The sequence below is a fragment of the Teichococcus aestuarii genome, assembly GCF_042651065.1.
Lineage (GTDB): Bacteria > Pseudomonadota > Alphaproteobacteria > Acetobacterales > Acetobacteraceae > Pseudoroseomonas > Pseudoroseomonas aestuarii.
This window is the reverse complement of sequence record NZ_JBHSCH010000020.1, coordinates 13,509-34,048: the sequence shown is the minus strand read 5'-3', so window position 1 is coordinate 34,048 and position 20,540 is coordinate 13,509. Positions and strand designations below refer to the sequence as shown.

At 72.1% G+C, this 20,540-nt stretch carries 22 protein-coding genes; 4 read left to right on the top strand and 18 right to left on the bottom strand.

The window, feature by feature from the left end; all coding sequences use genetic code 11:
- Nucleotides 1–9 precede the first annotated feature (9 nt).
- The 5 genes from ACFOY6_RS10310 to ACFOY6_RS10290 are packed head-to-tail and all read right to left on the bottom strand — an operon-like array spanning nucleotide 10 to nucleotide 4,597.
- Nucleotides 10–1,287 (bottom strand): TRAP transporter large permease, encoded by a 1,278-nt coding sequence (locus ACFOY6_RS10310; RefSeq protein ID WP_109517374.1) that lies wholly within the window; start codon nucleotides 1,285–1,287, stop codon nucleotides 10–12.
- Nucleotides 1,287–1,787 (bottom strand): TRAP transporter small permease, encoded by a 501-nt coding sequence (locus tag ACFOY6_RS10305; protein WP_109517373.1) that lies wholly within the window; start codon nucleotides 1,785–1,787, stop codon nucleotides 1,287–1,289. Before ACFOY6_RS10305 ends, ACFOY6_RS10310 begins: the two co-directional genes overlap by 1 nt.
- A 58-nt stretch (nucleotides 1,788–1,845) precedes the next feature.
- Entirely contained in the window at nucleotides 1,846–2,838 is a 993-nt protein-coding gene (locus ACFOY6_RS10300) for a TRAP transporter substrate-binding protein (protein ID WP_109517372.1), read from the bottom strand.
- Between the two features lie 26 nt (nucleotides 2,839–2,864).
- Entirely contained in the window at nucleotides 2,865–3,884 is a 1,020-nt protein-coding gene (locus tag ACFOY6_RS10295) for a Zn-dependent oxidoreductase (protein ID WP_379650538.1), read from the bottom strand.
- A 26-nt stretch (nucleotides 3,885–3,910) separates the two neighbouring features.
- Nucleotides 3,911–4,597: a GntR family transcriptional regulator gene (locus ACFOY6_RS10290; RefSeq protein ID WP_379640862.1), complete on the bottom strand. Its 687-nt coding sequence runs from the start codon at nucleotides 4,595–4,597 to the stop codon at nucleotides 3,911–3,913.
- Between the two features lie 143 nt (nucleotides 4,598–4,740).
- Between ACFOY6_RS10290 and ACFOY6_RS10285 the strand changes: the two genes are divergently transcribed.
- Complete coding sequence (locus ACFOY6_RS10285; RefSeq protein WP_379650536.1) at nucleotides 4,741–5,673, top strand: alpha/beta hydrolase family protein; 933 nt, start codon at nucleotides 4,741–4,743, stop codon at nucleotides 5,671–5,673.
- A gap of 3 nt (nucleotides 5,674–5,676) precedes the next feature.
- Here ACFOY6_RS10285 and ACFOY6_RS10280 read toward each other — a convergent pair whose 3' ends face one another.
- From ACFOY6_RS10280 to ACFOY6_RS10270, 3 genes are all read right to left on the bottom strand, one after another.
- Nucleotides 5,677–7,575: a TRAP transporter permease gene (locus ACFOY6_RS10280; protein ID WP_379650534.1), complete on the bottom strand. Its 1,899-nt coding sequence runs from the start codon at nucleotides 7,573–7,575 to the stop codon at nucleotides 5,677–5,679.
- A 7-nt stretch (nucleotides 7,576–7,582) separates the two neighbouring features.
- Entirely contained in the window at nucleotides 7,583–8,572 is a 990-nt protein-coding gene (locus ACFOY6_RS10275) for a TAXI family TRAP transporter solute-binding subunit (protein ID WP_379650532.1), read from the bottom strand.
- Between the two features lie 148 nt (nucleotides 8,573–8,720).
- Nucleotides 8,721–9,434: a GntR family transcriptional regulator gene (locus ACFOY6_RS10270; protein ID WP_379650530.1), complete on the bottom strand. Its 714-nt coding sequence runs from the start codon at nucleotides 9,432–9,434 to the stop codon at nucleotides 8,721–8,723.
- Nucleotides 9,435–9,582: 148 nt separating this feature from the next.
- On the opposite strand from ACFOY6_RS10270, the gene ACFOY6_RS10265 reads away from it, so the two are divergent.
- The gene (locus ACFOY6_RS10265) at nucleotides 9,583–10,578 is read left to right on the top strand and encodes a Bug family tripartite tricarboxylate transporter substrate binding protein (protein WP_379650528.1); all 996 of its coding nucleotides are present in this window, start codon (nucleotides 9,583–9,585) and stop codon (nucleotides 10,576–10,578) included.
- Nucleotides 10,579–10,585: 7 nt separating this feature from the next.
- On the opposite strand, the gene ACFOY6_RS10260 is transcribed toward ACFOY6_RS10265, so the two are convergent.
- Nucleotides 10,586–11,302 carry a hypothetical protein gene (locus ACFOY6_RS10260; RefSeq protein ID WP_379640855.1) on the bottom strand — a complete coding sequence of 239 codons (717 nt, stop codon included), beginning with the start codon at nucleotides 11,300–11,302 and terminating at the stop codon, nucleotides 10,586–10,588.
- Nucleotides 11,303–11,404: 102 nt separating this feature from the next.
- Between ACFOY6_RS10260 and ACFOY6_RS10255 the strand changes: the two genes are divergently transcribed.
- On the top strand, nucleotides 11,405–12,190 hold the full coding sequence (locus ACFOY6_RS10255) for a GGDEF domain-containing protein (RefSeq protein WP_379650526.1): 786 nt from the start codon (nucleotides 11,405–11,407) through the stop codon (nucleotides 12,188–12,190).
- A gap of 14 nt (nucleotides 12,191–12,204) precedes the next feature.
- On the opposite strand, the gene ACFOY6_RS10250 is transcribed toward ACFOY6_RS10255, so the two are convergent.
- The gene (locus ACFOY6_RS10250; protein WP_379650525.1) at nucleotides 12,205–13,314 is read right to left on the bottom strand and encodes an NAD(P)/FAD-dependent oxidoreductase; all 1,110 of its coding nucleotides are present in this window, start codon (nucleotides 13,312–13,314) and stop codon (nucleotides 12,205–12,207) included.
- Nucleotides 13,315–13,412: 98 nt separating this feature from the next.
- Here ACFOY6_RS10250 and ACFOY6_RS10245 point away from each other — a divergent pair, with 98 nt between their 5' ends.
- On the top strand, nucleotides 13,413–14,342 hold the full coding sequence (locus ACFOY6_RS10245; protein ID WP_379650523.1) for a LysR family transcriptional regulator: 930 nt from the start codon (nucleotides 13,413–13,415) through the stop codon (nucleotides 14,340–14,342).
- Here the strand turns inward: ACFOY6_RS10245 and ACFOY6_RS10240 are convergent.
- The 8 genes from ACFOY6_RS10240 to ACFOY6_RS10205 are packed head-to-tail and all read right to left on the bottom strand — an operon-like array spanning nucleotide 14,339 to nucleotide 20,410.
- Entirely contained in the window at nucleotides 14,339–15,262 is a 924-nt protein-coding gene (locus tag ACFOY6_RS10240) for a ribokinase (protein WP_379640850.1), read from the bottom strand. The two genes, ACFOY6_RS10245 and ACFOY6_RS10240, sit on opposite strands and share 4 nt — an antisense overlap.
- Nucleotides 15,263–15,287: 25 nt before the next feature.
- A complete protein-coding gene (locus ACFOY6_RS10235) occupies nucleotides 15,288–16,103 on the bottom strand; it encodes a transporter substrate-binding domain-containing protein (RefSeq protein ID WP_109517361.1) in 816 nt (271 codons plus the stop codon).
- 31 nt (nucleotides 16,104–16,134) lie between these two features.
- A complete protein-coding gene (locus ACFOY6_RS10230) occupies nucleotides 16,135–16,887 on the bottom strand; it encodes an amino acid ABC transporter ATP-binding protein (protein ID WP_379650520.1) in 753 nt (250 codons plus the stop codon).
- Nucleotides 16,884–17,558, bottom strand: coding sequence for an amino acid ABC transporter permease (locus ACFOY6_RS10225; RefSeq protein ID WP_109517359.1), 675 nt, complete (start codon nucleotides 17,556–17,558; stop codon nucleotides 16,884–16,886). The genes ACFOY6_RS10230 and ACFOY6_RS10225 overlap by 4 nt, the downstream gene beginning before the upstream one ends.
- Before the next feature lie 10 nt (nucleotides 17,559–17,568).
- A complete protein-coding gene (locus ACFOY6_RS10220; RefSeq protein ID WP_109517358.1) occupies nucleotides 17,569–18,252 on the bottom strand; it encodes an amino acid ABC transporter permease in 684 nt (227 codons plus the stop codon).
- A 19-nt stretch (nucleotides 18,253–18,271) separates the two neighbouring features.
- A complete protein-coding gene (locus ACFOY6_RS10215; protein ID WP_379640844.1) occupies nucleotides 18,272–19,159 on the bottom strand; it encodes an NAD(P)-dependent oxidoreductase in 888 nt (295 codons plus the stop codon).
- A 40-nt stretch (nucleotides 19,160–19,199) separates the two neighbouring features.
- The gene (gene rpiB, locus ACFOY6_RS10210; protein ID WP_109517356.1) at nucleotides 19,200–19,646 is read right to left on the bottom strand and encodes a ribose 5-phosphate isomerase B; all 447 of its coding nucleotides are present in this window, start codon (nucleotides 19,644–19,646) and stop codon (nucleotides 19,200–19,202) included.
- The gene (locus tag ACFOY6_RS10205) at nucleotides 19,643–20,410 is read right to left on the bottom strand and encodes a FadR/GntR family transcriptional regulator (RefSeq protein WP_109517355.1); all 768 of its coding nucleotides are present in this window, start codon (nucleotides 20,408–20,410) and stop codon (nucleotides 19,643–19,645) included. The genes rpiB and ACFOY6_RS10205 overlap by 4 nt, the downstream gene beginning before the upstream one ends.
- Between the last annotated feature and the right edge of the window lie 130 nt (nucleotides 20,411–20,540).

The window sequence follows — 20,540 nt, the reverse complement described above, 5'->3', positions numbered from 1 at the left end:
CCGCGCGGCTCACTTGAAGTAGAGGCTCGGCAGCCAGAGCGAGATGCCGGGGATGAAGCTGACCAGCATCAGCACGATGATGTTGCAGATCAGGAAGGGGATGATGGCCCGGCTGACCGCGCCCAGCGATACCTTGGCGATGTTGGCGGCGACGAAGAGGCAGACCCCCACCGGCGGCGTCGTCAGCCCGATCATCAGGTTCAGCACGACGACGATGGCGAAGTGGATCGGGTCGATGCCGACCGCCGTGGCCACCGCCAGCAGCGGCGGGAAGAGGATGATCAGCGCCGCGATCGTCTCCATGAAGGTGCCGACGATCAGCAGCAGCACGTTCACCATCAGCAGGATGAGGTACTTGTTGTCGGTGACCGAGAGCATGGCCTCGGCGATGCGCTGCGGAATCTGCTCGCTGGTCAGGATCCAGCCGAACACGTTGGCGAAGCCCACCAGCAGGATCAGCGCGCCGGAGCCGATGGCGCTCTCCAGCAGGATGCCGGGGATGTCGCGCAGGGTGAAGCCCTTGTAGATGAACAGCCCGACGACGAAGGCATAGAGCGCCGCGACCACCGAGGCCTCGGTCGGCGTGAACAGGCCGCCCACGATGCCGTAGAGGATGACGGCCGTCATCAGCAGCGCCCAGAAGGCGCCGCGGCTGGAGCGCAGGATCTCGCCGAAGCCGGCCCACTGCCCCTTCGGGTAGCCGCGCCGGCGCGAGAGGATATACACCGTGATCATCATGCCGAGGCCGAGCAGCAGCCCGGGGATGGCGCCGGCCAGGAACATCTTGCCGACCGAGAGGCCGGAGAGGGTGCCGACGATGATCATCGGCACGCTGGGCGGGATGATCGGGCCGACGGTGGAGGCGGCGGCGGTGACGGCGGCGGCGAAGGGCGCATCGTAGCCCGAGCGGCGCATGGCCGGGATCATGACCGAGCCGATCGAGGCCGTCTCGGCGACCGCGGTGCCGGAGATGCCGGCGAAGATCATCGAGCCCGTGACGTTGGCGAGGCCGAGGCCGCCGCGGATGTGGCCGACCAGCGAATTGCCGAAGCGCACGATCTGGTCGGTGATGCCGCCGCCATTCATCAGGTTGCCGGCCAGCACGAAGCCGGGGATGCAGAGCAGCACGAAGCTGTCCATGCCCGCATAGGTGAACTGCGCCACCACCGAGAGGTCGATGTCCGCGCCGATCAGGTAGACGGCGCCGGCGAGGCCCAGGGCGATGCCGACCGGCGCGCCCAGCACCAGGCAGAGGGCGAAGGTGGCGAAGAGCAGCGTGACGAGCATCAGGTGAGCTCCCCGTGCGAGGCGGGCGGGGTCTCGGCATGGCCGAGCAGCCGGAAGGCGGAGAAGAGGGCCAGCGACACCGGGATCAGCAGCATCACCGCGTAGATCACGATCATCGGCATGTCGATGGAGCGGGCGCGCTCGCCCATGCTGAAGGTCACGTAATCCCAGGCGCCGGGGATGATGAGCAGGCTGAAGGCCAGCACGATCGCGTCCACCAGCCGCTCGATGGCGCGGCGCAGGCCGGCCGGTAGCGGCGCCACGAAGAGGTCGACATTGACCATCTCGCCGCGCAGCAGCGCCAGGCCGCAGGAGAAGCCGACCAGATAGACCAGGGCGAAGCGCGCCACCTCCTCCGTCCAGGAGAAGGAGGGGAAGCCGGGGATGCGGCCGAGCACCTGGATGGTGACGACGCCGATCAGCACGGCGAAGGCGAGCAGCGTGCCGGCGCGGCACACCGAGCGGATGGCCGCCAGCACGGCGGCGAGGACGAGGCGCATGGAGTTTCCTTCCGCGCGGGAGGCGACGGGGGCCGGCCCCCGTCGCCCCGGCCGGGGCTCAGGCGGCGATGATCTGCTCGTAGAGCGGGCGGATCTCGGCGTTCAGCGCGCCGGCCACCGCCTCCTTGCCCTTGCTGGCGAAGGCCGCCTTGTCGACGTCGACGAACTTCATGCCCTTGGCGGTCAGCTCGGCGGCGAGGTTCTTCTCGTCTTCCAGGAACAGGGCGCGCTCATATTCCTGCGCGGCCTTGGCCGCCTCGGCGATGGCCGCCTGCTGCTCGGCCGGCAGGCGGCCCAGCTTGCGCGTGCCGCCGACGATGTAGATCCAGCTCAACACATGCTCGGTGCGGTTGATGGTGCTCTGCACCTCGCTGAAGCTGGCCGACTTGATCAGCGCCAGCGGGTTCTCCTGCGCGTCGATGGTGTGGTTCTGCAGCGAGGTGAACACCTCGGAGAAGGCCATCGGCGTCGGCTTGGCGCCCAGCGCCTCCCAGAACTTAACGAAGAGCGGCACGTTCGGCACGCGCAGCTTCAGCCCGTTCAGCTCCTCGGGTCGGGTGATCGGCCGGTTGGAGGTGAGGTAGCGCGGGCCGCGGGCGAAATAGGCCAGCGTCTTCAGCTGCGTCTTGGCCGCGATGTCCTCGGCGATCTTGGCGCCGATCGGGCCGCTGACGACGCGGTCCATGTGCGCGAGGTCGCGCACCGCGTAGGGCACGGCCAGCAGCGCGGCGGAGGGCGCCCAGTTCTGCAGCGACTCACCGGTGATGGTGAAGTCCACCGTGCCGAGCTGGATGCCCTTGATGAGGTCCGTCTCCTTGCCGAGCTGCTCGTTCGGGAAGACGCGGATCTCGATGGCGCCCTTGGTGCGGCGCGCCACCTCCTCGGCGAACTTCAGGCTGGCCTTGTGCCAGGTGTTGTCCTCGTTGCCGAGATGGCCGAGCTTCAGCGTCGTCGCCGCATGGGCCTTGTGGGCGGGGGCGACGCCCGCGGCGAGGATGCCGGCGAGGCCGCCCAGCACGGTGCGGCGGCGGGGGGCGAGGGTGATGGCCATTCTTGCTTTCCTCCGAAGGGCGGATGTCAGGCGTCGAAGGCGAGCTGCACCTTCACGGTGCTGCCCGGGTCCTTCTCGATGAGCTCGAAGGCGGCGGGCGCGTCGGCCGCCGCGAAGGTCTGGGTGATCATGGCGGCGGGGCGCAGGCGGCCCTCGGCCAGCCATTGCACCACCTGCGGCAGCAGCCGCCGGTTCAGGCGGGAGCCGACCAGGGTCAGCTCCTTCTTGACGATCTCCTGCTGGCTCACATTGCAGGGCGCGGGCGAGAAGCCGAGGATGCCGATGCGCGCGGCGGGACTGGCCACGCGGCAGGCCTCCTCCAGCAACGCCGGCACGCCGGCGCCGTCGATCACCAGCGAGGGGCCGAGCCCGTCATGCTCGCCGGCCACCGCCTCGGGCACAGAGTGCGTGCCGGAGTTCACCACCACATCGGCGCCGAAGCTCCGCGCCCGCTCCAGCCGCGCCGCGTCGAGGTCGGTCACGATGCAGCGGGCGCCGTGCAGCTTCGCCACCTGCAGCACCGTCAGCCCCACCGTGCCGGCGCCGTAGATCAGCACGGAATCCCCCGCGTCGATGCCGGTGCGCGTCAGCACGTTGGCGGCGATGGAGAAGGGCTCGGCCAGGGCGGCCAGCTCGATCGGCAGCCCGTCCGGCACCTTCACGGCGTTGGCGGCGGGCACCGTCACGCGGTCGCGGAAGCCGCCGTCGCGATGGACGCCCAGCACCTCCAGCCTGCCGCACACATTGGAGCGGCCGATGCGGCAGGCGTAGCAATGGCCGCAGGAAACCACCGGGTCCACCACGACGCGGTCGCCGGGCGCCAGGCCCTCGACGCCCTCGCCCACCGCCTCCACCTGCCCCGCGAATTCATGGCCGATGATGCGCGGATACTTCGCGAAGGGGTTGCTGCCGTGGAAGATGTGCAGGTCCGAGCCGCAGATGCCGGCGCGCTGCACGCGGATCTGCACCTCCCCCGCCTGCGGGGGCAGGGGAGCGTTGTCGAAGAGTTCCAGCACATGCGGCCTGGTGACCGAGATGGCGACCATGGGGATTCGTCCTGGCTGCGCCGCTGTCAGCGGCTGGGCGCGAAGAAATGGGGCTTGCTGGCCATCAGGCGCTCGATGGCGGTGAAGACGGTGCGCAGGTGCTCGCGCATGATCGCCTCGGCGCCGTCGGCGTCGCGGGCGATGACGCGCTCCACGATCCGCTCATGCTCGGCGAAGATCTTGCCGAGCCAGTCGCGGCTTTCGAAGGAGAGGTAGCGGACGCGGTCGAGCTGCGTCTTGACGTCCTGGATGACGCTCCAGATGGCGGCGCGGCCGGCCATCCGGATCAGCTCGACATGCAGCGCCTCGTCGGCGGGGAAGAAGGCGATGTAGTCGCCCGCCAGCACGGCCGGGCGCTGCCGCTCCAGATGCGCGCGAAGGGCCGCGTCATCCTCGGGCCGGGCACGCTCCACCGCCATGCGCACGGTGCGGCATTCCAGCGTCTCGCGCACGAACTGGCTGTCATGCACCGCGGTCAGGCTGATGGCGGCGACATAGGTGCCGACCTGCGGCCGGACTTCCAGCAGCCCCTCATCCGCCAGGCGGCGGAACACCTCGCGCACCGGGGTGCGGCTGACGCCCATCTGCCCGGCATAGGAAGTCTCGGAGATGGTGGTGCCGGGTTCCAGCGCGCCGGTGAGGATGCGCTGGCGCAGCGCCGCGTACAGCTCGCGGGCGATCGGCGCACGGTGCTCCAGCACCAGACCCGTCATGGTCCGTTCCCTCACTCCTAAACTTGTATACTAGTATTCTTGTATCCAAGTTGCGTCAAGCGCTCCTCCCCTCGTCCTGTCTTGACCGTCGCCGTCATCCCGCCGCATGGCCAGGAGACCGGCACGCGGAGCGGGAGGGCAGGATGGGCATGGCGTCTGGGCAGGCGGGCGAGCCTCTCCGCTTCCAGGCGGCGGATGGCATGATGCTGGGCGGCCATCTCTGGTCGGCCAGGCAGCCGGTTCCGGACCGCTCCGTGGTGGTGGTCAGCCCCGCCACCTCGGTACGCAGCCGCTACTATGGCCGCTTCGCCGCCCATCTCGCCGGGGCCGGCTTCGATGTCGTCACCTTCGACTACCGTGGCATCGGCGAATCCCGCCCCGCCCGGCTGCGCGGCTTCCGCGCGGACTGGCGGGACTGGGGCGAGCTAGACCTGGAGGCCGCGCTGCGCCTGGCCATGGTGCGCTTCCCTGGGCGGCCGGTGGATGTGGTGGCGCATTCCATCGGCGGCTTCGCGGTGGGGTTGGCACCCTCGGCGCGGCAGGTGCGGCGCATCGTCACCGTCGGCGCGCAGTATGCCCATTGGCGGGACTACGCCCCCGCCGCCCGCCTGCCCATGCTGCTGCGCTGGCATGTGGCGATGCCGGCGCTGGCCCGGCTGCTCGGCTACCTCCCCGCCCGCCGCCTGGGCTGGATGGAGGACACCCCCGCCGGCGTGGCGCGGGACTGGAGCCGGATGGCCGCCCGCTTCGAGCACACGCTGCGGGACGGCGCCGCCCTGCCCGCCCGCTTCGCCGCCATCGGCGCGCCGATCCTGGCAATCGGGCTGGAGGACGACCCGTTCGGCACCATCCCCGCCATCGAGCGGCTGCTGGCCTACTACCGCGCCAGCGCGCGGACGCATCTGCGGCTGGCACCCAAGGATGCCGGGGTGGCCGCCATCGGCCACTTCGCCTTCTTCCACGAGCGCTTCCGGGAAACGCTGTGGCCGCTGGCCCGCCACTGGCTGGAGACGGGCGCCCTGCCCGCCGGCGCCCCCGGGCGGATCGTCCCGGGCGGGGCCGCCCGCCCGGGTTGAGGCTCAGCCCGGCGGGGCGGCGCCACGGGCCGGCAGCGGCGCCGCGGCGCGGCTGATCGTCCAGGCCAGGGCCAGCACCGCCAGCACCACGGCCAGCCGCCCCGGTGCCGGCAGCACGTGGACGAAGGCGGCGACCATCCCCGACGCCCCCAGCAGCAGGCGCAGCGGCAGGGCCAGAGGCCCGGCGAGGAAGCCGGCATAGGCCGCCGTCAGCGCCGTCAGCGCTGCCATCTGCACCCCGAAGGCGAGCAGGATGTCGGGCAGGCTGCCCTGCATCATGATGCCGGGGTCGTAGACGAAGGCGAAGCCCACGGTGAAGCCGGCGATGCCGAAGCGCGTGGCGTGCAGGCTGGTCAGCGTCGGCGGCGCCTTGGCCACCGAGGCGGCGGCGAAGGCGGCGGCCGCCACGGGTGGCGTCGCATCCGCCAGCACCGCGAAGTAGAACAGGAACAGGTGCGCCGGCAGCATGCCGACCCCCATCTCCATCAGCTGCGGCACGCCGATGGCGGCGGCGATGATGTAGGAGGGGGTGGTGGGCAGCCCCATGCCCAGCACCAGCACGGTGAGCGCCAGCAGCACCAGCAGCAGCGGCAGCGAGCCGCCGGCGATGTCCTTGATGATGCCGCCGAAGGCCACCACCATGCCGGTGGCCGTCAGCGCCGAGACGACGATGCCGGCGCCGGCGATGGCCACCGCCAGTGGCGCCATGGTCAGCCCCGCCTGCACCAGGCTGTCGAAGATGGCGCGCGGCGACATGCGGGTGCGCCTGCGCAGCATGGCCACGGCGATCATCGCCATGGTGGCGCAGAAGGCGGCGAAGTTGCCGCTCCAGCGCTCCATCATCAGCCAGACCAGCACGGCGATGGGCAGCAGCAGGTGGCAATCGGCCAGCACCTCCCGCCAGGAGGGGATGTCGGCCTCCGCCATGGCCGAGACGCCGAGGCGCCGCCCCTCGAAATGCACCGCCACGTAGATGGCGAAGTAGTAGAGCACCGCGCCCAGCGTCGCCGCGATCAGGATCTCGCCATAGGCGATGTTGGTGATCTCGGCCATGACGAAGGCGGCCGCCCCCATCACCGGCGGCATCAGCGCGCCGCCGACGCTGGCCGCGCTCTCGATGCCGCCCGCGACCGCCGCCGGATAGCCGATCCGCTTCATCAGCGGGATGGTCATGGCGCCGGTGGTGATGACGTTGGAGACGGAGGAGCCGCTCATCGTGCCGAACAGGCCGGAGGTGATGACGGCCACCTTGGCCGGCCCCGCCGTGTAGCGCCCCGCCGCCGCGGCGCCGAGATTGCTGAACAGCCGCCCCGTGCCGCTGCCCTGCATGAAGGCGCCGAAGGTGATGAACACCGCGATGGTGGTGGCGACGATGCCGGTGAGCGGGCCATAGACGCCGCCCGCCGTGGGCACCAGCCAGGAGGCTTCCAGGATCTCCTCAAGGCTGAACACGCGGGTGTTCAGCACGCCCGGCAGGTGGTTGCCGAACACCATGTAGCCGATGCTGACGAGCACCATCACCGCGAGGCCGGGCTCCACCGCGCGCCGCGTCGCCTCCAGCAGCGTGACGATGGCGAGCAGGGCGAGCACCACCATCTCCTGCCCGAAGGGATCGACATACTCCATCCGGTCGGAGACGGCGGCGGCATTCAGCCACACCCACAGGTGCGGCGCCGCCGCCAGTGCCGCCCACAGCCAGTCGGGCGCGCTCGGCCTGTCCTTCGGGCTGCTGGCGAGGGCGGGCCAGAGCAGGAAGATCGGCGGCACGAAGGCCAGCAGGTGGAAGCCGCGCATGGCGATCGGCTCGGGGAAGCCGAAGCCGCCGAAATAGAGATGGAGTGCCACCACCCCGGCCAGCCAGGCCGGGAGGATGACGCCGAGCGGGCCGCGAAGCTGGCGCACGCCTCCTTCAGCCCTGCATCACGCCGGCTTCGCGGTAGGCGCGCTCGGCGCCCGGGTGCAGCGGCACGCCGGCATACTTCCAGGCCACGGCGGGGTCGTAGGCGCCCATCGAGGCATGGATCTGCGTCAGCCGCGCGCCCTTGGCCTTGATCAGGGTGCGCGTCACCGCATAGGCCACCGGCTCGGGCAGGGTGTCGTGCACCAGGATCACGCTGTCCATCGTCGTCACCGGCACGTCGGCATCCTGCAGCGCCGGGTAGGTGGCAGCGGGGATGACGCCCTGGTTGTAGGCGTAGGTGTCGATCAGGTGCTTGCGCACATCCTCGGGGAAGGCCACCAGCTTCGCCGCGCGCCGGCCCTGGCCGATCTCGGTGAGGATGGCGGCGGGCTTGGCCAGCGCCACGTAGAGGTAATCCACCTGCCCGTCGCCGAAGGCGCCGGCGATGTCGTTGTAGGAGCCGTTCAGGTAGCGGCCGCCCTCGTCGCGGATCTTCTCGGGCGAGGTGCCGCAGAACTTCAGGATGCGCTGCAGCGTCATCTCGTCGGTCGAGGAGCGCTGCGGGCAGCCGATGCGCACGCCCTTCTGCGTCAGGATCGCCTTCATGTCGGCCGGGCCGCCATCGGCGCGGCGGAGGAAGTTGTGCTCGGTGGGCGAGTAGCCGGTGCCGAGCGAGCGCAGCCGCTCATGCTTGGCCTTGTAGGGCTCCTCGCCGCGCGCGGCGGCGGCGGTGAAGGCATCGATGCCCCAGCCCATCTGGCTCTGCCCGTTGTTGACGCGCGTCGGGTTGGCCAGGCCGCCGCCGGGGACGACGCGGATCTGGATCTCGGGGTTCTCGTCGCGCACCAGGGCGGCGACGCCGGCGGCCATGGTGTACCAGCCGCCGCCCAGCGAGCCGGCCACGAATTCCAGGGTCTGCTGCGCCGCGGCGCGGCGGATGAAGGGCAGGGCGAGGGCCGAGCCGGCCAGCGCCGCGCGGCGGGAGATCCGGAAATCCATGGGAAAGCCTCCTGAGCAACTGTTTCCGCATGATGAACAGAGTTCGGAAGGCGGGGCAATCGGCGGGAGGGCAGGCGCCGGCCGGCGCGGCGCCGGAAATGCCCGGGAAAGGCGCATCGCGCGGCGCGCCTGCCGGCTTGCGCGGCGCTCAGAAGAATTCGGGGAAGCGGTCGCGGATGCGCGCGAGCTCGGCGAAGGTGTTGGAGAGGTGGTCCCGCAGCAGCCGCTCGGCCTCCGCCGGCTGGCGGCGCAGGATGGCGGCGGCCAGCTCCGCGTGCTGGCGCAGCACGGCCTCGGCCTTGCCGGGGCTCGGCAGGTGCAGGCGGCGCAGCCGGTCCAGGTGCCCGCTGCGGCTGCGGACCAGCTCGTGCAGCCCCGGCACGCCGGCGGCGGCGTAGAGCACGCCGTGGAAGGCCGCGTCGGCGGCGGTGAAGCCATCCTCGTCGGCGCTGGCGCGCATCCGTGCCAGCTCGGTCTGCAACGCCGCCTCCAGCCCCGGCGGCGGCGCCTCTGCCAGGCGCCGCACCACCGCCAGCTCCAGCGCCAGCCGCAGGAAGCCAGCCTCGCGCGCGCTGGCGAGGTCGATGCGGGCGACGCGTGTGGCCGATTGCGGCACCACCGCGATCAGCCCCTCCTCCTGCAGGCGGATCAGGGCTTCCCGCACCGGCGTCTGGCTGACGCCGAGCCGCCGGGCGATGGCGGTGCGCGAGAGAGCGGTGCCCGGCGGCAGGGCCAGCGAGATCACCGCCGCGCGCAGCGAATCATAGGCACTGTCCGCGGCGGAGCGGCGGCGGGCCATGGGCGCCAGCGTGGCGCCGGCCTCGGGCATGTCGCGGTCCGACGGGGCGGGAGAGAGGCGCATGGGGACAGGCTTAGCAAAGCGCCGGCCCCAGGGCCACGGAGCGCTTGACGACCAAAATCTAATATATCAGTTTGCATCCGGGCGCCGCCCTGTCGCGTGCGCCGCCCGCAATGCGTGCCGCCAATGGCACCACGAGGAGGAACTCCGCATGTCCCGCCTGTCCCGCCGTGGCCTGAGCCTCGCGCTGATGTCCCTGCTCGCCGCGCCGGCCGGGCTGGCCCTGGCGCCCTCCCCCGTGCAGGCCCAGCCGGCCTACCCGGCGCAGCCGATCCGCCTGATCGTGCCCTTCGCCGCCGGCACCTCCGACACCCTGGCCCGGCTGGTCGGGCAGGAGATGAGCAAGGCGCTGGGCCAGCCCATCGTGGTGGAGAACCGCCCCGGCGCCGGCGGCAACATCGGCAGCGAGGCCTGTGCCCGCGCGACGCCGGATGGCTACACCTTCTGCCTCGGCACCATCAGCAGCCACGCCATCAATCCCGGCATCTACCCGAAGATGCCCTATGACGTGCAGAAGGACTTCGCGCCGGTCACGCAGCTCGCCTCGCAGCCCAACGCGCTGGCGGTGAGCAACGACAACCCGGCCCGCACCCTGCCGGAGCTGATCGCGCAGCTGAAGGCCAAGCCCGGCGCGGCCAGCTACGCCACCTCCGGCGTCGGCACCTCGATCCACCTGGCCGGCTCGCTCTTCGCCCAGCTCACCGGCACGCAGATCGACCACATCCCCTATCGCGGCAGCGGCCAGGTGACGACGGCGCTGCTGACCGGCGAGGTGCCGATGGCGTTTGACAACCTCTCCTCCGTGCTGCCCTTCGCGCGGGAGGGCAAGCTGCGCATCCTCGGCGTCACCTCCACCGAGCCGGCCGCCGTGGCGCCGGAGATCCCGACGGTCGCCAGCGTGGTGCCGGGCTTCGAGAGCCTCTCCTGGCACGGCTTTTTCGCGCCGGCGGCGACCCCGCCCGCCATCGTCGCCCGGCTGCACAAGGAGGCCGTGGCGGCGCTGCACAGCCCCGCCGTCTCCGGCCGACTGAAGGATCTCGGCATCACCCCGGTGGGCAGCACGCCGGAGGCGTTCCGCAGCTTCGTCGCCGCCGAGACGGCGCGCTGGGCCGAGGTGGCGCGCAAGGCCAACATCCGCATCGAGTGACGCGGGCTCAGCGCCGTTTGCGGCCCCGCGCGGCCGGGGCGGCGCCCTCCTCCTCCCGCTGGTAGTCGGGCCGCAGGTCCCACACCAGCGTGGGCCAGTCCTGGCGCAGGCGCAGCAGCGCGCGCCAGGGCGACCAGTCAGCCGACCAGAACTCCACCGCCATCCGGTCCGTCCGCCTGCTGCGCCCGTCCTCCATGCCGGGCATGGCGCGAACATGCCGCAGCGCCCGCGTGGTGCCCCACTGCGCCCACAGCCAGCGCCGCGCCGCCGGGTCGTCGGGCCCCAGCGCCAGGATGGCGGCGGGCACCGGCACCAGGCGGTGCAGGTCGAAGGGGCAGCCGCGGTCCGCCGCGGCGCGGGCCAGGGCGGCCTGGTGGTTGGCCGCCGCCGCGTCCCGCAGGCGGCGGGAGAGGATGCGCGCGCCGGCCGGGCTGATCGCCGGCTCGCCCTCCAGCGGCGCCAGCAATTGCAGCCGCCAATCCTCCTCCATGCGCCCGAGATCCAGCACCCAGGGGATCAGCCCCGGCCCCGCCGCCGCGGCGCGGAACCGGGCCATGGCCTCGGCCGGGCCGCTGATGGTCAGGCGGTGACGCAGCCAGTCGGTATAGGGCGGCGCTGGCGAGGACATCGGCGCCGCATCGGGAGCGGCAGCCTTGTCCGGGTTCTGGCGGCTGTGCAAGGAGGCCTCCTCATCGGCTTGGCTGCGGCCCGCCTGCTTGGCCATGACCCGGCGCTCCTGGCAAGCCGCCGGACGAAAAGACAGGTCTTGGAAAGGTAACGCAAAGGTGTGCTACCAACCGGATCTCTCTCCCAGAGGGTTGTGGTCATGCGAAGCCCTCTGAGGCTGATTGTCGCCCCCCAGATCCAGGACCGGCGCGGGCTGCGCCGCTACGTGGCCGGGGCCACCGCCGCCGCCGTGGTCGCGGCGCTGCTGATGGATGTCGTCAACCAGCTCGTCTTCTTCATCGACTGGACCGCCGCACTGCGCTCCTGGGCGGTGACGATCCTCATCGCGCTGGTCGTCGCCGCGCCCATCCTCTCCTGGATCGGGCGGGCGCATCTGGCCCTCGCCGAATCGCGCCGGCAGTTCGAGCAGCTCAGCCGCACCGATTCGCTGACCGGCCTGCCCAACCGCCGCGCCCTGATGGAGGAGGCCGAGCGCGCCGGCACCGCCTGGATGGTGCTGGTGATCATCGACATCGACCACTTCAAGCGCGTCAACGATACGCATGGCCACCGCACGGGGGACGCCGTGCTTTGCGCCGCCGGCCGGCTGATGGGGGAGATGCTCGGCGAGTTCGGCCTGCTCGGCCGGCTGGGTGGCGAGGAATTCGCCCTCATCTCCACCACCCAGCCCTGCCGGCGGATGCTGGAGCGGCTGGAGGCGCTGCGCGACCGCTTCGCCGCCCGGCCGATGCTGGCCGAGGGCGCGGCCATGCGGATCACCATCTCGGCCGGTGCCGCCATTGGCGGCCAGCGCGGCTTCGACGCGCTGTATTCCGAGGCCGACCGCGCCCTCTATGCCGCCAAGCGGGCAGGCCGCAACCGGATCTGCCTCTCGGGCGAGCTGCAGGCCCTGCAGGCGGTGGAGGAGGGGCGCCCGGCCGCCTGAGCGGCAGCCGGCGCTCAGCGGCGCAGCGGGTCGTAGGGCGCCAGCGGGATCTCGGCGCCGCCCTGCAACAGGTGCTGCGCCAGCAGCCGCCCGGCATAGGGGCCCATGGTCAGCCCGCCGGCGCCCAGCCCGTTGCCGATCACCAGCCCCTCCACCCCCGGCACCGGGCCGAGCAGCGGCTTCAGGTCCGGCCCCATCGGCCGCATGCCGATGCGCATCTCGTGCAGCGTCGCCGTCTCCAGCCCGGGCGCCACGCCCAGCGCCTGCCGCAGCACCTGCATCACGCCGCCTGCCGTCAGCCGGTGGTCGAAGCCCGACCCCACCTCCCGCGTGGCGCCCACCACGATGCGGGAATCGTCGAAGGCCAGCAGGTAGTGGCTGCTCATGGGCAGCAGCACCGGCCAGTCCCGTGTCTGCTGGCCGGGCAGCAGCAGGTGCAGGATCTGGCCGCGCTGCGGCTGCACCGCCAGATCGATGCCGAGCGGCGCCAGCAGCGGCGGCGCCCAGGCGCCGGCCGCGAGCAGCACCGCATCGCCGCCGAACAGCCGCCCGCCCGCCCAGGCGCCACAGACCCGGCTGGCCTCGGTGGCCAGCCCCGTCACCACGTCCCGGTGCGCCACGGCGCCGTGGCGCTGCGCCTCGCGCAGCAGCGCCACCGCCAGCAGCCGCGAGCCCACCCGCGCCGCGCCGCTCAGATGCAGCGCCGGCTCCCCCGGCCGCAGCGGCGGGAACAGCGCGCGCGCCTCCTCCGGCGCCAGGCGGGAGAGGGTGCCGGCCTCCGGCGCCGCCGGCAGGCGGGCGCGGATGCGCGCCTCGGTCTCCTCCAGCCCGGCTTCCTCGCCGGCGATGCACAGCGCGCCGACGCGCCGGTAGCCGAGATCCGTCTCGCCATCCTCGGCGAGCTGCGCCACCAGCGCCGGGTAGTCGCGCGCGCCGCCGCCGGAAAGGCGGTACCAGTCGGCATCCGTGACGCGGGAGGACCAGGGGCAGACGATGCCGGCCCCGGCCGCCGTCGCGCGTCCCTCCAGCATCGGGTCGAGGATGACGACCTCCGCCCCGCCCCGGGCCAGATGATAGGCCGCGCTGGCCCCCAGGATGCCCGCGCCGACGACGATCACCCGCATTCCGCCTGCTCCCCTGCTGTCGCCCCGCATCCTGCGCCGAATGGCGCCCCGCGCAAGCCGGCGGCGGCGGATTGCCAGCCCGCCGGCAGGGCCGCAGGATGCCGCCGCATGAGCCCCCTGCCCCGCCGATGAACCCGCGCGCGCTGCGCTACTTCCTGGCGGTGGTGCGCGCCGGCTCGGTGCGTGGCGCGGCGGAGGCGCTGCACGTGGCGGCCTCGGCGGTCAGCCGTCAGGTGGCGGAGCTGGAGGCGCATTACGGCACCGCGCTGCTGGAGCGCCTGCCGCGCGGCGTGACCCCCACCGAGGCCGGCCGCATCCTGGCCGAGCATGCCGAGCGGCAGGCCGAGGAAGCCGCCTTCCTGGAGGACCGCCTGCGCCGGCTGCGCGGCGCGCCGCAGGGCACGGTGCGGCTGCGCTGCGGCGCCGGCTTCCTGCCCGACCTGCTGGAGAACGGGCTGGCCGGCTTCGCCACGGCGTATCCGGGCGTCGCCTACCGCGTGGCGCTCGGCACCACGGGCGAGATCCTGCGCGCCGTGGCCGAGGGGGAGGCGGATCTCGGCCTGGCCTACAACCCGCCGGCGCATGTGGGGGTGGTGTCGCGCCGCCTGGCGCCGCAGCCGCTGGCGGCGCTGCTGCCGCCGGGCCACGCTTTGGCCGAGGATGGCGCGCCCCGGCCGTTGCGCGCCTTCGCCACCCTGCCCGCCGCCCTGCCGCCCGAGGACCATGGCGTGCGCCGCCTGCTGGCGCGGGTGGAGGCGGATGAGGGCTTCCGCCTCTCGCCCCGGCTGGAGACGGAGGCGTTCGAGTTGCAGCGGCGCTTCGTGCGGGCGGGGCTGGGCGTCGCCTTCCTGCCCGGCTTCGCCGCGCTGGAGGAGCTGCGGGCGGGCCAGTTCGTCGCCGTGCCGCTGGCGGACCCGCTGCTGCGCCACGCCACGGCACACCTGCTGGCGCGCGCCGGCCGCCGCCTGCCGGATGCGGTGGAGCGGCTGGCAGGCTGGCTGGAAGGGCGGCTGGCGGCGCTTTCCTAGCCGGCCGCGTCCAGTTCCGCCGCGTGCGGCATGCCGGCCTGCGCGCCCGGGTGGAGGCAGGCCATGGAGGCCCCGGCGCAGGCGCGCGAGAGGGCCGGCGCCAGCGGCATCCCCTCCGCCAGCGCGGCGGCCAGGATGCCCATGAAGGTGTCGCCGGCGCCGGTGGTGTCCACCGCTTCCACGGGCAGGGCGGCGGCCCGCAGCGTCTCGCCCGCGCCAGTGAAGGCCACGGCGCCGGCCCGGCCAAGGGTGACGATGCCGGCCTCGCCGCAGCGCATGGCGAGGCGCCGCATGGCCGCTTCCGGGTCCGTCTCCGCCTCGCCCAGCAGCGCCAGCGCGGTGAGCGCCTCGTGCTCGTTCGCCACCAGCAGGTCGGTCTCCGCCAGGAGGGCGGGCAGCAGCGCCGCCTCGGCCTCGCCCGGCGCGGGGGCGAGGTTCAGCAGCACCCGGGCGCCGCGGGCGCGGGCGCGCCGGGCCACCGCCAGCGCCTCGGCCGGCGGCACCTCCATCTGCAACACCAGAACCCGCACCCCCTCCAGCAGCGCATCGGGCAGCGCCGCGCTGGAGACGGCGCGGTTGGCGCCGCTGGCCACGGTGATGGCGTTCTCCCCCGCCGCGCTGACGGTGATGAAGGCGCAGCCCGTGGGCAGGCCGACGGCGCGCACCGCCGCGATGTCCACCCCGTTCCGCGCCAGGTTGTCCAGCGCCGAGCGGCCGAAATCATCCTCGCCCACGGCGCTGGCCATCCGCACGGCGAGCGCCGTGTCTTTCCGGGCGCGCGCCGCGGCCACCGCCTGGTTGGCACCCTTGCCGCCGAAGGAGAGGTCGTAGCGCTCCGACAGCACCGTCTCCCCGGGGCGGGGAATGGCGCGCACCCGCGCCACGAGGTCGAGATTGATCGAGCCAAAGACCAGGATCATGCCATGCCGCCCCAAGGAGTGATGCTCAGGCGCCCGTGCCGCGCATATGCTCGGGCAGCTCGGCGCCGTGGTACTTCTTGTAGATGGCGTTCAGCTTGCCGTTGCGGATGTTGGTGTCGATCCAGGCATTGACCTTCTCCATCAGCGCCGTCTCGCCCTGGCGCAGGCCCATGGCGAGGTCGAAGTTGCGCAGCACGAATTTCGGCTCGAAATTCTTGGCCGGGATGCGCTGGCCGATCTGCGCCACCAGGGTGGCGGAGGTGGCCACCATCTCCGCCTGCCCGCTCACCGCCGCCGTCACCATGGTGGCGTCGTCGTCGTAGCGCACGACGCGGAAGCCGTGCTCGCGGGCGAGGCCGGTCAGCTCCGTGTCCTGCGTCGTGCCGCGGGTGACGGTGACGGCGCGGCCGCGCAGGTCGGCCAGGCCCTTCACCGGCAGGTCACGCGCGCCGCCGACCACCGATTGCAGCGCCGCGTAGGGCTTGGAGAAGGCGACGACCTTCGCCCGCTCCGGCGTGACGGAGAGGGTGGAGATGATGATGTCGGCCTTGTTGGTCTGCACGTTCGGGATGCGGGTGGCGCCCGTGGTCTGCACGAATTCCAGCTCCAGGCCCCAATCCTGCGCCAGCAGCTTGGCCACCTCCACGTCGGAGCCAATCGGCTCCATCTGCGGGCTCATCATGCCGGAGGGCGGGATGGCGAGGTCGGTGGCCACGCGGATCTTCTTGGCGCGCATGATGTCGTCGAGCTGGTCGGCGCGGGCGGGGCGGCCGCCGAGCGCGACGAGCGCGGCCAGCGCGGCGCCGCCGCCGAGGAACTGCTTGCGTGTGACGTTGCTCATTCTGGAACTCTCCCGTGTCCTGTTTGTGGAATCAGAGGCCGCTGCCGACGAACTGCCGCAGCTCGGCCGTCTCCGGCGCCTCGAGAATCGTGGCCGGCCCGGTCTCCCAGACCTTGCCGCGGTGCATGAACACGATGCGGTCGGCCACGCGCCGGGCGAAGCCCATCTCGTGCGTCACCATCACCATCGTCATGCCGCCGGCGGCGAGCTGCTCGATGACGCGCAGCACCTCCCCCGTCAGCTCCGGGTCGAGGGCGGAGGTCACCTCGTCGAACAGCATCACCTGCGGCTCCATCGCCAGGCTGCGGGCGATGGCGGCGCGCTGTTGCTGGCCGCCGGAGAGCTGCTCGGGGTAGGCATCGAGCTTGTCGCCAAGCCCCACCTGGCCCAGCACGCGGCGCGCCGTCTCGCGCGCCTCGGCGCGGCGCCGTCCCTTCACCGTCACCGGCGCGAGGCAGATGTTCTCCTCGATGGTGAGGTGCGGAAACAGGTTGTAGCTCTGGAAGACGATGCCGACATCGAGCCGCAGCGCACGCAGCGGCAGCTTCGGGTCGCTGACGCGGTGGCCGCAGACGGTGATCTCGCCGGATTCGATGGTCTCCAGCCGGTCGATGCAGCGCAGCGCCGTGCTCTTGCCGGAGCCGCTGCGGCCGATGATGGCCAGCACCTCGCCGCGCGCCACCTCGAAGGAGACGCCGTCCAGCACCTTGAGGCTGCCGAAGCTCTTGTGCACGTCGCGCAGCGCGACGACGGGGCCGGCGGAGGGGGAAGTGGGCTGGCTCATGGGGTCACCACCTGCTGCCGGCGTGCATAGCCGGTCCTGCGTTCGAGCCGCCGGCTCCAGCGGGAGAGCGGATAGCACATCGCGAAGTAGAGCAGCGCGATGATGAGATAGACGAGGAAGGGCTCGAACAGGCTGTTGTTGATGATCTGCCCGGCGCGCGCCAGCTCGACGAAGCCGACCACGGAGGCGAGCGAGGTGTTCTTGACGATCTGCACCAGGAAGCCGACCGTGGGCGGCGTGGCGATGCGCACCGCCTGCGGCAGCACCACGTAGAACATGCGCTGGGTGCGGCTCATCGCCAGGCACTCGGCGGCTTCCCATTGCGGCTTCGGCACGGATTCGATGCAGCCGCGCCAGATCTCGCCCATATAGGCGCTGACATAGAGGATCAGCGAGGCGCTGGCGGCGGTGAGCGGCGAGACGTTGATGCCCAGCGGCGGCAGGCCGAAGAACACCAGGAACATGATGACCAGCAGCGGCGTGCCCTGCACCACCTGCACATAGACGCCGGACGCGATGCGCACGGCGCGGCTGGCGGAGACGCGGCACAGCGCCACCAGGAAGCCCAGCAGCCCGCCGCCCACCAGCGCGATGGCGGAGAGCACCACCGTCCACAGCGCGCCCTGGAGCAGGAACTGGAGATGCGAGGCGCCGAGTTGGGTCGCGATCATGGCGTCCTCCTCACAGCGGCGTGCCAAGGCGGCGGCGGCGCGGGAAGAGCAGCAGCCCCAGCCCCCAGAAGCCCAGCCGCATGACGAAGGACAGCGCCAGGTAGAACACCGCCACGGTGATGTAGGATTCGAAGGCGCGGTAGGTGTCGGACTGGATGTAGTTGGCCACCGCCGTCAGCTCCTCCGCCGAGATCTGCGAGGTGACGGAGGAGGCCAGCATCAGCAGCACGAACTGGCTGGTCAGCGCCGGATAGACGCGTTCCATCGCCGGCAGCAGCAGCACGTGCCAGTAGACCTGCCGCTGGGAGAGGCCGAGGCACTCCCCCGCCTCGAGCTGCCCGCGGGGGATGGAGTCGAAGCCCGCGCGCATGATCTCGGTGGTGTAGGCGCCGACATTGATGGTCAGCGCCAGCGCCGCCACGGTGAAGGCGGAGAGCGAGAAGCCGAGGCTGGCGAGGCCGAAATACACCAGGAAGATCTGCACCAGCAGCGGCGTGTTGCGGATCGCCTCGACATAGGCGCCGCAGAGCCCGGCCAGCCAGGGCGGACCGCTGCGCCGCCCCACGGCGCAGAGCGCGCCAAGGGCGAAGCCGAACAGCGTCGCCAGCACCGCCAGTTGCAGCGTCATCCAGGCGCCGTCCACGAACAGCGGCCAGCGTTCCCAGACGACGCCGAAATCGAGCCGGAGGTTCATGGCCGCGCCCCCATCCGGCTCAGCCCGCCGCCTGGTTCGTCATGCGGTCATAGACCTTGAACAGCGCCTGGTTGCCGTTGCCGCCCTCGCCATGCGCGCGGGCCTCGACATACTGCGTCGTCACCAGCGCGGTGCCGGGCAGCGGCACGGCCAGGGCATCGGACAGCTCGCGCACCAGGCGGAGGTCCTTCAGCATCAGGTCGATGCGGAACCCCGCTCCCGTCTCGCCGGCGATCATGGCCGGGCCCAGCCGGTCGAGCATCCAGGAGGCGGCGGAACCGCCCAGCAGCACCTCGCGCATCTGCGACAGGTCGACGCCGGCGGCACGGCCGAGGGCCAGCGCCTCGCACACCGCCTGCAGGTTGATGCCGCAGATGAGCTGGTTGCACAGCTTCACCGTCTGGCCAGCGCCGCTGCCGCCCACATGGTTGATGGTGGTGCCCATGGCTGCCAGCACCGGCCGGGCGCGGGCGAAATCCGCCGCCTCGCCGCCCACCATGATGCTGAGCGTGCCGGCCTTCGCCCCCTGCGGCCCGCCGGAGACGGGCGCGTCGAGGAAGCCGGTGCCGGCCGCCTTCAGCCGGTTGTGCATCTCGCGCACGGCGGTGGGAGCGATGGTGCTCATGTCCACCACCAGCCGCCCGGCGGGCGGGTTGGCCAGCAGCCCACCCTCGCCCAGCACCACCGCCTGCACATGCGGCGTGTCCGGCAGCATGGTGACGACGATGTCGGCGCCCGCGGCGGCCTCCGCCACGCTGGCGGCGGGCACCAGCCCCTCCGCCGCCATGGCCTGCGCCGCGCCTTCGCGCACATCGTGGCCCTGCACGCGCCAGCCCGCCTTCAGCAGGTTGCGCGCCATGTCGCAGCCCATGGTGCCGAGGCCGATGAATCCGACGGTTCCCGTCATGCCATTCCCTCCCGTGTCCGCCCCCGCCGGGGGCGGCGGATCAGTCCTCGTTTTCCATGGCGTGCAGCTTCTGCACGCGGCGCACATGGTCCTCGGTCGCGTGGAACTCGGCGGCGAGGAAGCTCGCCACCAGGTCGCGCGCCAGCCAGGGGCCGACGATCTGCGCGCCGATGCACATGACGTTCACGTCGTCATGCTCCACCGACTGGTGGGCGGAATGCGCGTCGTGGCAGACGGCGGCGCGGATGCCGCGCATCTTGTTGGCGGCGATGACGGCGCCGACGCCGGTGCCGCAGACCAGCAGGCCGCGCTCGGCGCCACCCTTCCGCACCGTGTCGCACACCGCGCGGGCGATGTCGGGGAAGTCCACCGGGTCGGGCGTGAAGGAGCCGACATCCTGCACCTCGTGGCCGAGGGCGCGGATATGGGCGATGACGTCCGCCTTCAGCGGAAAGCCGGCATGGTCGCTGCCGATGACGATCTTCATTCGGTGTTCTCCTGCGGCGCCGGGGCCCGGCGCGCCGCCTCCATGGCATTGCGGAGGCGGAATTCATGGCCGATGGCGAAATGCTCGCGCAGCGTCTCGTCCACCTGCCGCTCGTCGCGCGAGAGCAGCGCGATGTAGATGCGGCGGTGGTCCTCGACGAGATGCGCGCGCATCTCGGGGCTGACCCGCACCACCTCGCGCCGGGCGATGTGGGAACGCGTCAGCAGGTCGCTGATGGCGCTGTAGACGCTGCGCAGCGTGGCGGAATGCGCGGCCTCGACGAGAAGCTGGTGGAAGGCGAAGTCGGCCAGGCCACCGGCCACCGGCTCGTCGATTGTCGCCTCGATCCGCGCCAGCGCCTCGCGCAGCCGGGTGAAGTCGGACTCCATGGCGCGCTGGCAGGCCAGCCGCACCGCCTGGCACTCGATGGCGATGCGTGCCTGCATCACGTCGTCGGTGATGTCGGATTGCTGCGCCAGCACGAAGGTGAAGAACTCGCCGAGCACCGAGACGTCCGGCCGGCGCACCACCGTGCCCATGCCCTGGCGGATCTCCACCACGCCGAGCATGGCCAGTGCCCGCAGCGCCTCGCGCAGGACCGGGCGGCTGACGCCGAGCTGCACGGCCAGCTCGCGCTCCGCGATAAGGCGGTCGCCGGGACGGATGGTGCCGTTCAGCAACTGCTCGCGCAGGAAGGCGAAGACCTTGTCGAAGCCCTTGGCGCCCGCCTCGTCGGGGCGGGTGATGCGCAGCGTTTCCTCCAAGCGTTCTCTCTCCGGGCCATTCGGGGGCCAACTGGTAAGACCACGGTATGGCGCCGGTCAGTGCCCGTCAAGACCAGCCAGCCATGCCTTGACCCTCCGGCGATACGCTGCCTAGCCTCCCGGCAACCGC

Excerpts from the sequence above, each read along its gene's own strand:
- ACFOY6_RS10270 (WP_379650530.1), bottom strand. The coding sequence starts at position 9,434 with ATGCGCCTCTCTCCCGCCCCGTCGGACCGCGACATGCCCGAGGCCGGC.
- ACFOY6_RS10285 (WP_379650536.1), top strand. The coding sequence starts at position 4,741 with ATGGGCATGGCGTCTGGGCAGGCGGGCGAGCCTCTCCGCTTCCAGGCG.
- rpiB (WP_109517356.1), bottom strand. The coding sequence starts at position 19,646 with ATGAAGATCGTCATCGGCAGCGACCATGCCGGCTTTCCGCTGAAGGCG.
- ACFOY6_RS10220 (WP_109517358.1), bottom strand. The coding sequence starts at position 18,252 with ATGAACCTCCGGCTCGATTTCGGCGTCGTCTGGGAACGCTGGCCGCTG.
- ACFOY6_RS10235 (WP_109517361.1), bottom strand. The coding sequence starts at position 16,103 with ATGAGCAACGTCACACGCAAGCAGTTCCTCGGCGGCGGCGCCGCGCTG.
- ACFOY6_RS10215 (WP_379640844.1), bottom strand. The coding sequence starts at position 19,159 with ATGACGGGAACCGTCGGATTCATCGGCCTCGGCACCATGGGCTGCGAC.
- ACFOY6_RS10265 (WP_379650528.1), top strand. The coding sequence starts at position 9,583 with ATGTCCCGCCTGTCCCGCCGTGGCCTGAGCCTCGCGCTGATGTCCCTG.
- ACFOY6_RS10300 (WP_109517372.1), bottom strand. The coding sequence starts at position 2,838 with ATGGCCATCACCCTCGCCCCCCGCCGCCGCACCGTGCTGGGCGGCCTC.
- ACFOY6_RS10310 (WP_109517374.1), bottom strand. The coding sequence starts at position 1,287 with ATGCTCGTCACGCTGCTCTTCGCCACCTTCGCCCTCTGCCTGGTGCTG.
- ACFOY6_RS10290 (WP_379640862.1), bottom strand. The coding sequence starts at position 4,597 with ATGACGGGTCTGGTGCTGGAGCACCGTGCGCCGATCGCCCGCGAGCTG.
- ACFOY6_RS10275 (WP_379650532.1), bottom strand. The coding sequence starts at position 8,572 with ATGGATTTCCGGATCTCCCGCCGCGCGGCGCTGGCCGGCTCGGCCCTC.
- ACFOY6_RS10240 (WP_379640850.1), bottom strand. The coding sequence starts at position 15,262 with ATGATCCTGGTCTTTGGCTCGATCAATCTCGACCTCGTGGCGCGGGTG.
- ACFOY6_RS10230 (WP_379650520.1), bottom strand. The coding sequence starts at position 16,887 with ATGAGCCAGCCCACTTCCCCCTCCGCCGGCCCCGTCGTCGCGCTGCGC.
- ACFOY6_RS10255 (WP_379650526.1), top strand. The coding sequence starts at position 11,405 with ATGCGAAGCCCTCTGAGGCTGATTGTCGCCCCCCAGATCCAGGACCGG.
- ACFOY6_RS10295 (WP_379650538.1), bottom strand. The coding sequence starts at position 3,884 with ATGGTCGCCATCTCGGTCACCAGGCCGCATGTGCTGGAACTCTTCGAC.
- ACFOY6_RS10260 (WP_379640855.1), bottom strand. The coding sequence starts at position 11,302 with ATGGCCAAGCAGGCGGGCCGCAGCCAAGCCGATGAGGAGGCCTCCTTG.
- ACFOY6_RS10245 (WP_379650523.1), top strand. The coding sequence starts at position 13,413 with ATGCCGCCGCATGAGCCCCCTGCCCCGCCGATGAACCCGCGCGCGCTG.
- ACFOY6_RS10250 (WP_379650525.1), bottom strand. The coding sequence starts at position 13,314 with ATGCGGGTGATCGTCGTCGGCGCGGGCATCCTGGGGGCCAGCGCGGCC.
- ACFOY6_RS10305 (WP_109517373.1), bottom strand. The coding sequence starts at position 1,787 with ATGCGCCTCGTCCTCGCCGCCGTGCTGGCGGCCATCCGCTCGGTGTGC.
- ACFOY6_RS10225 (WP_109517359.1), bottom strand. The coding sequence starts at position 17,558 with ATGATCGCGACCCAACTCGGCGCCTCGCATCTCCAGTTCCTGCTCCAG.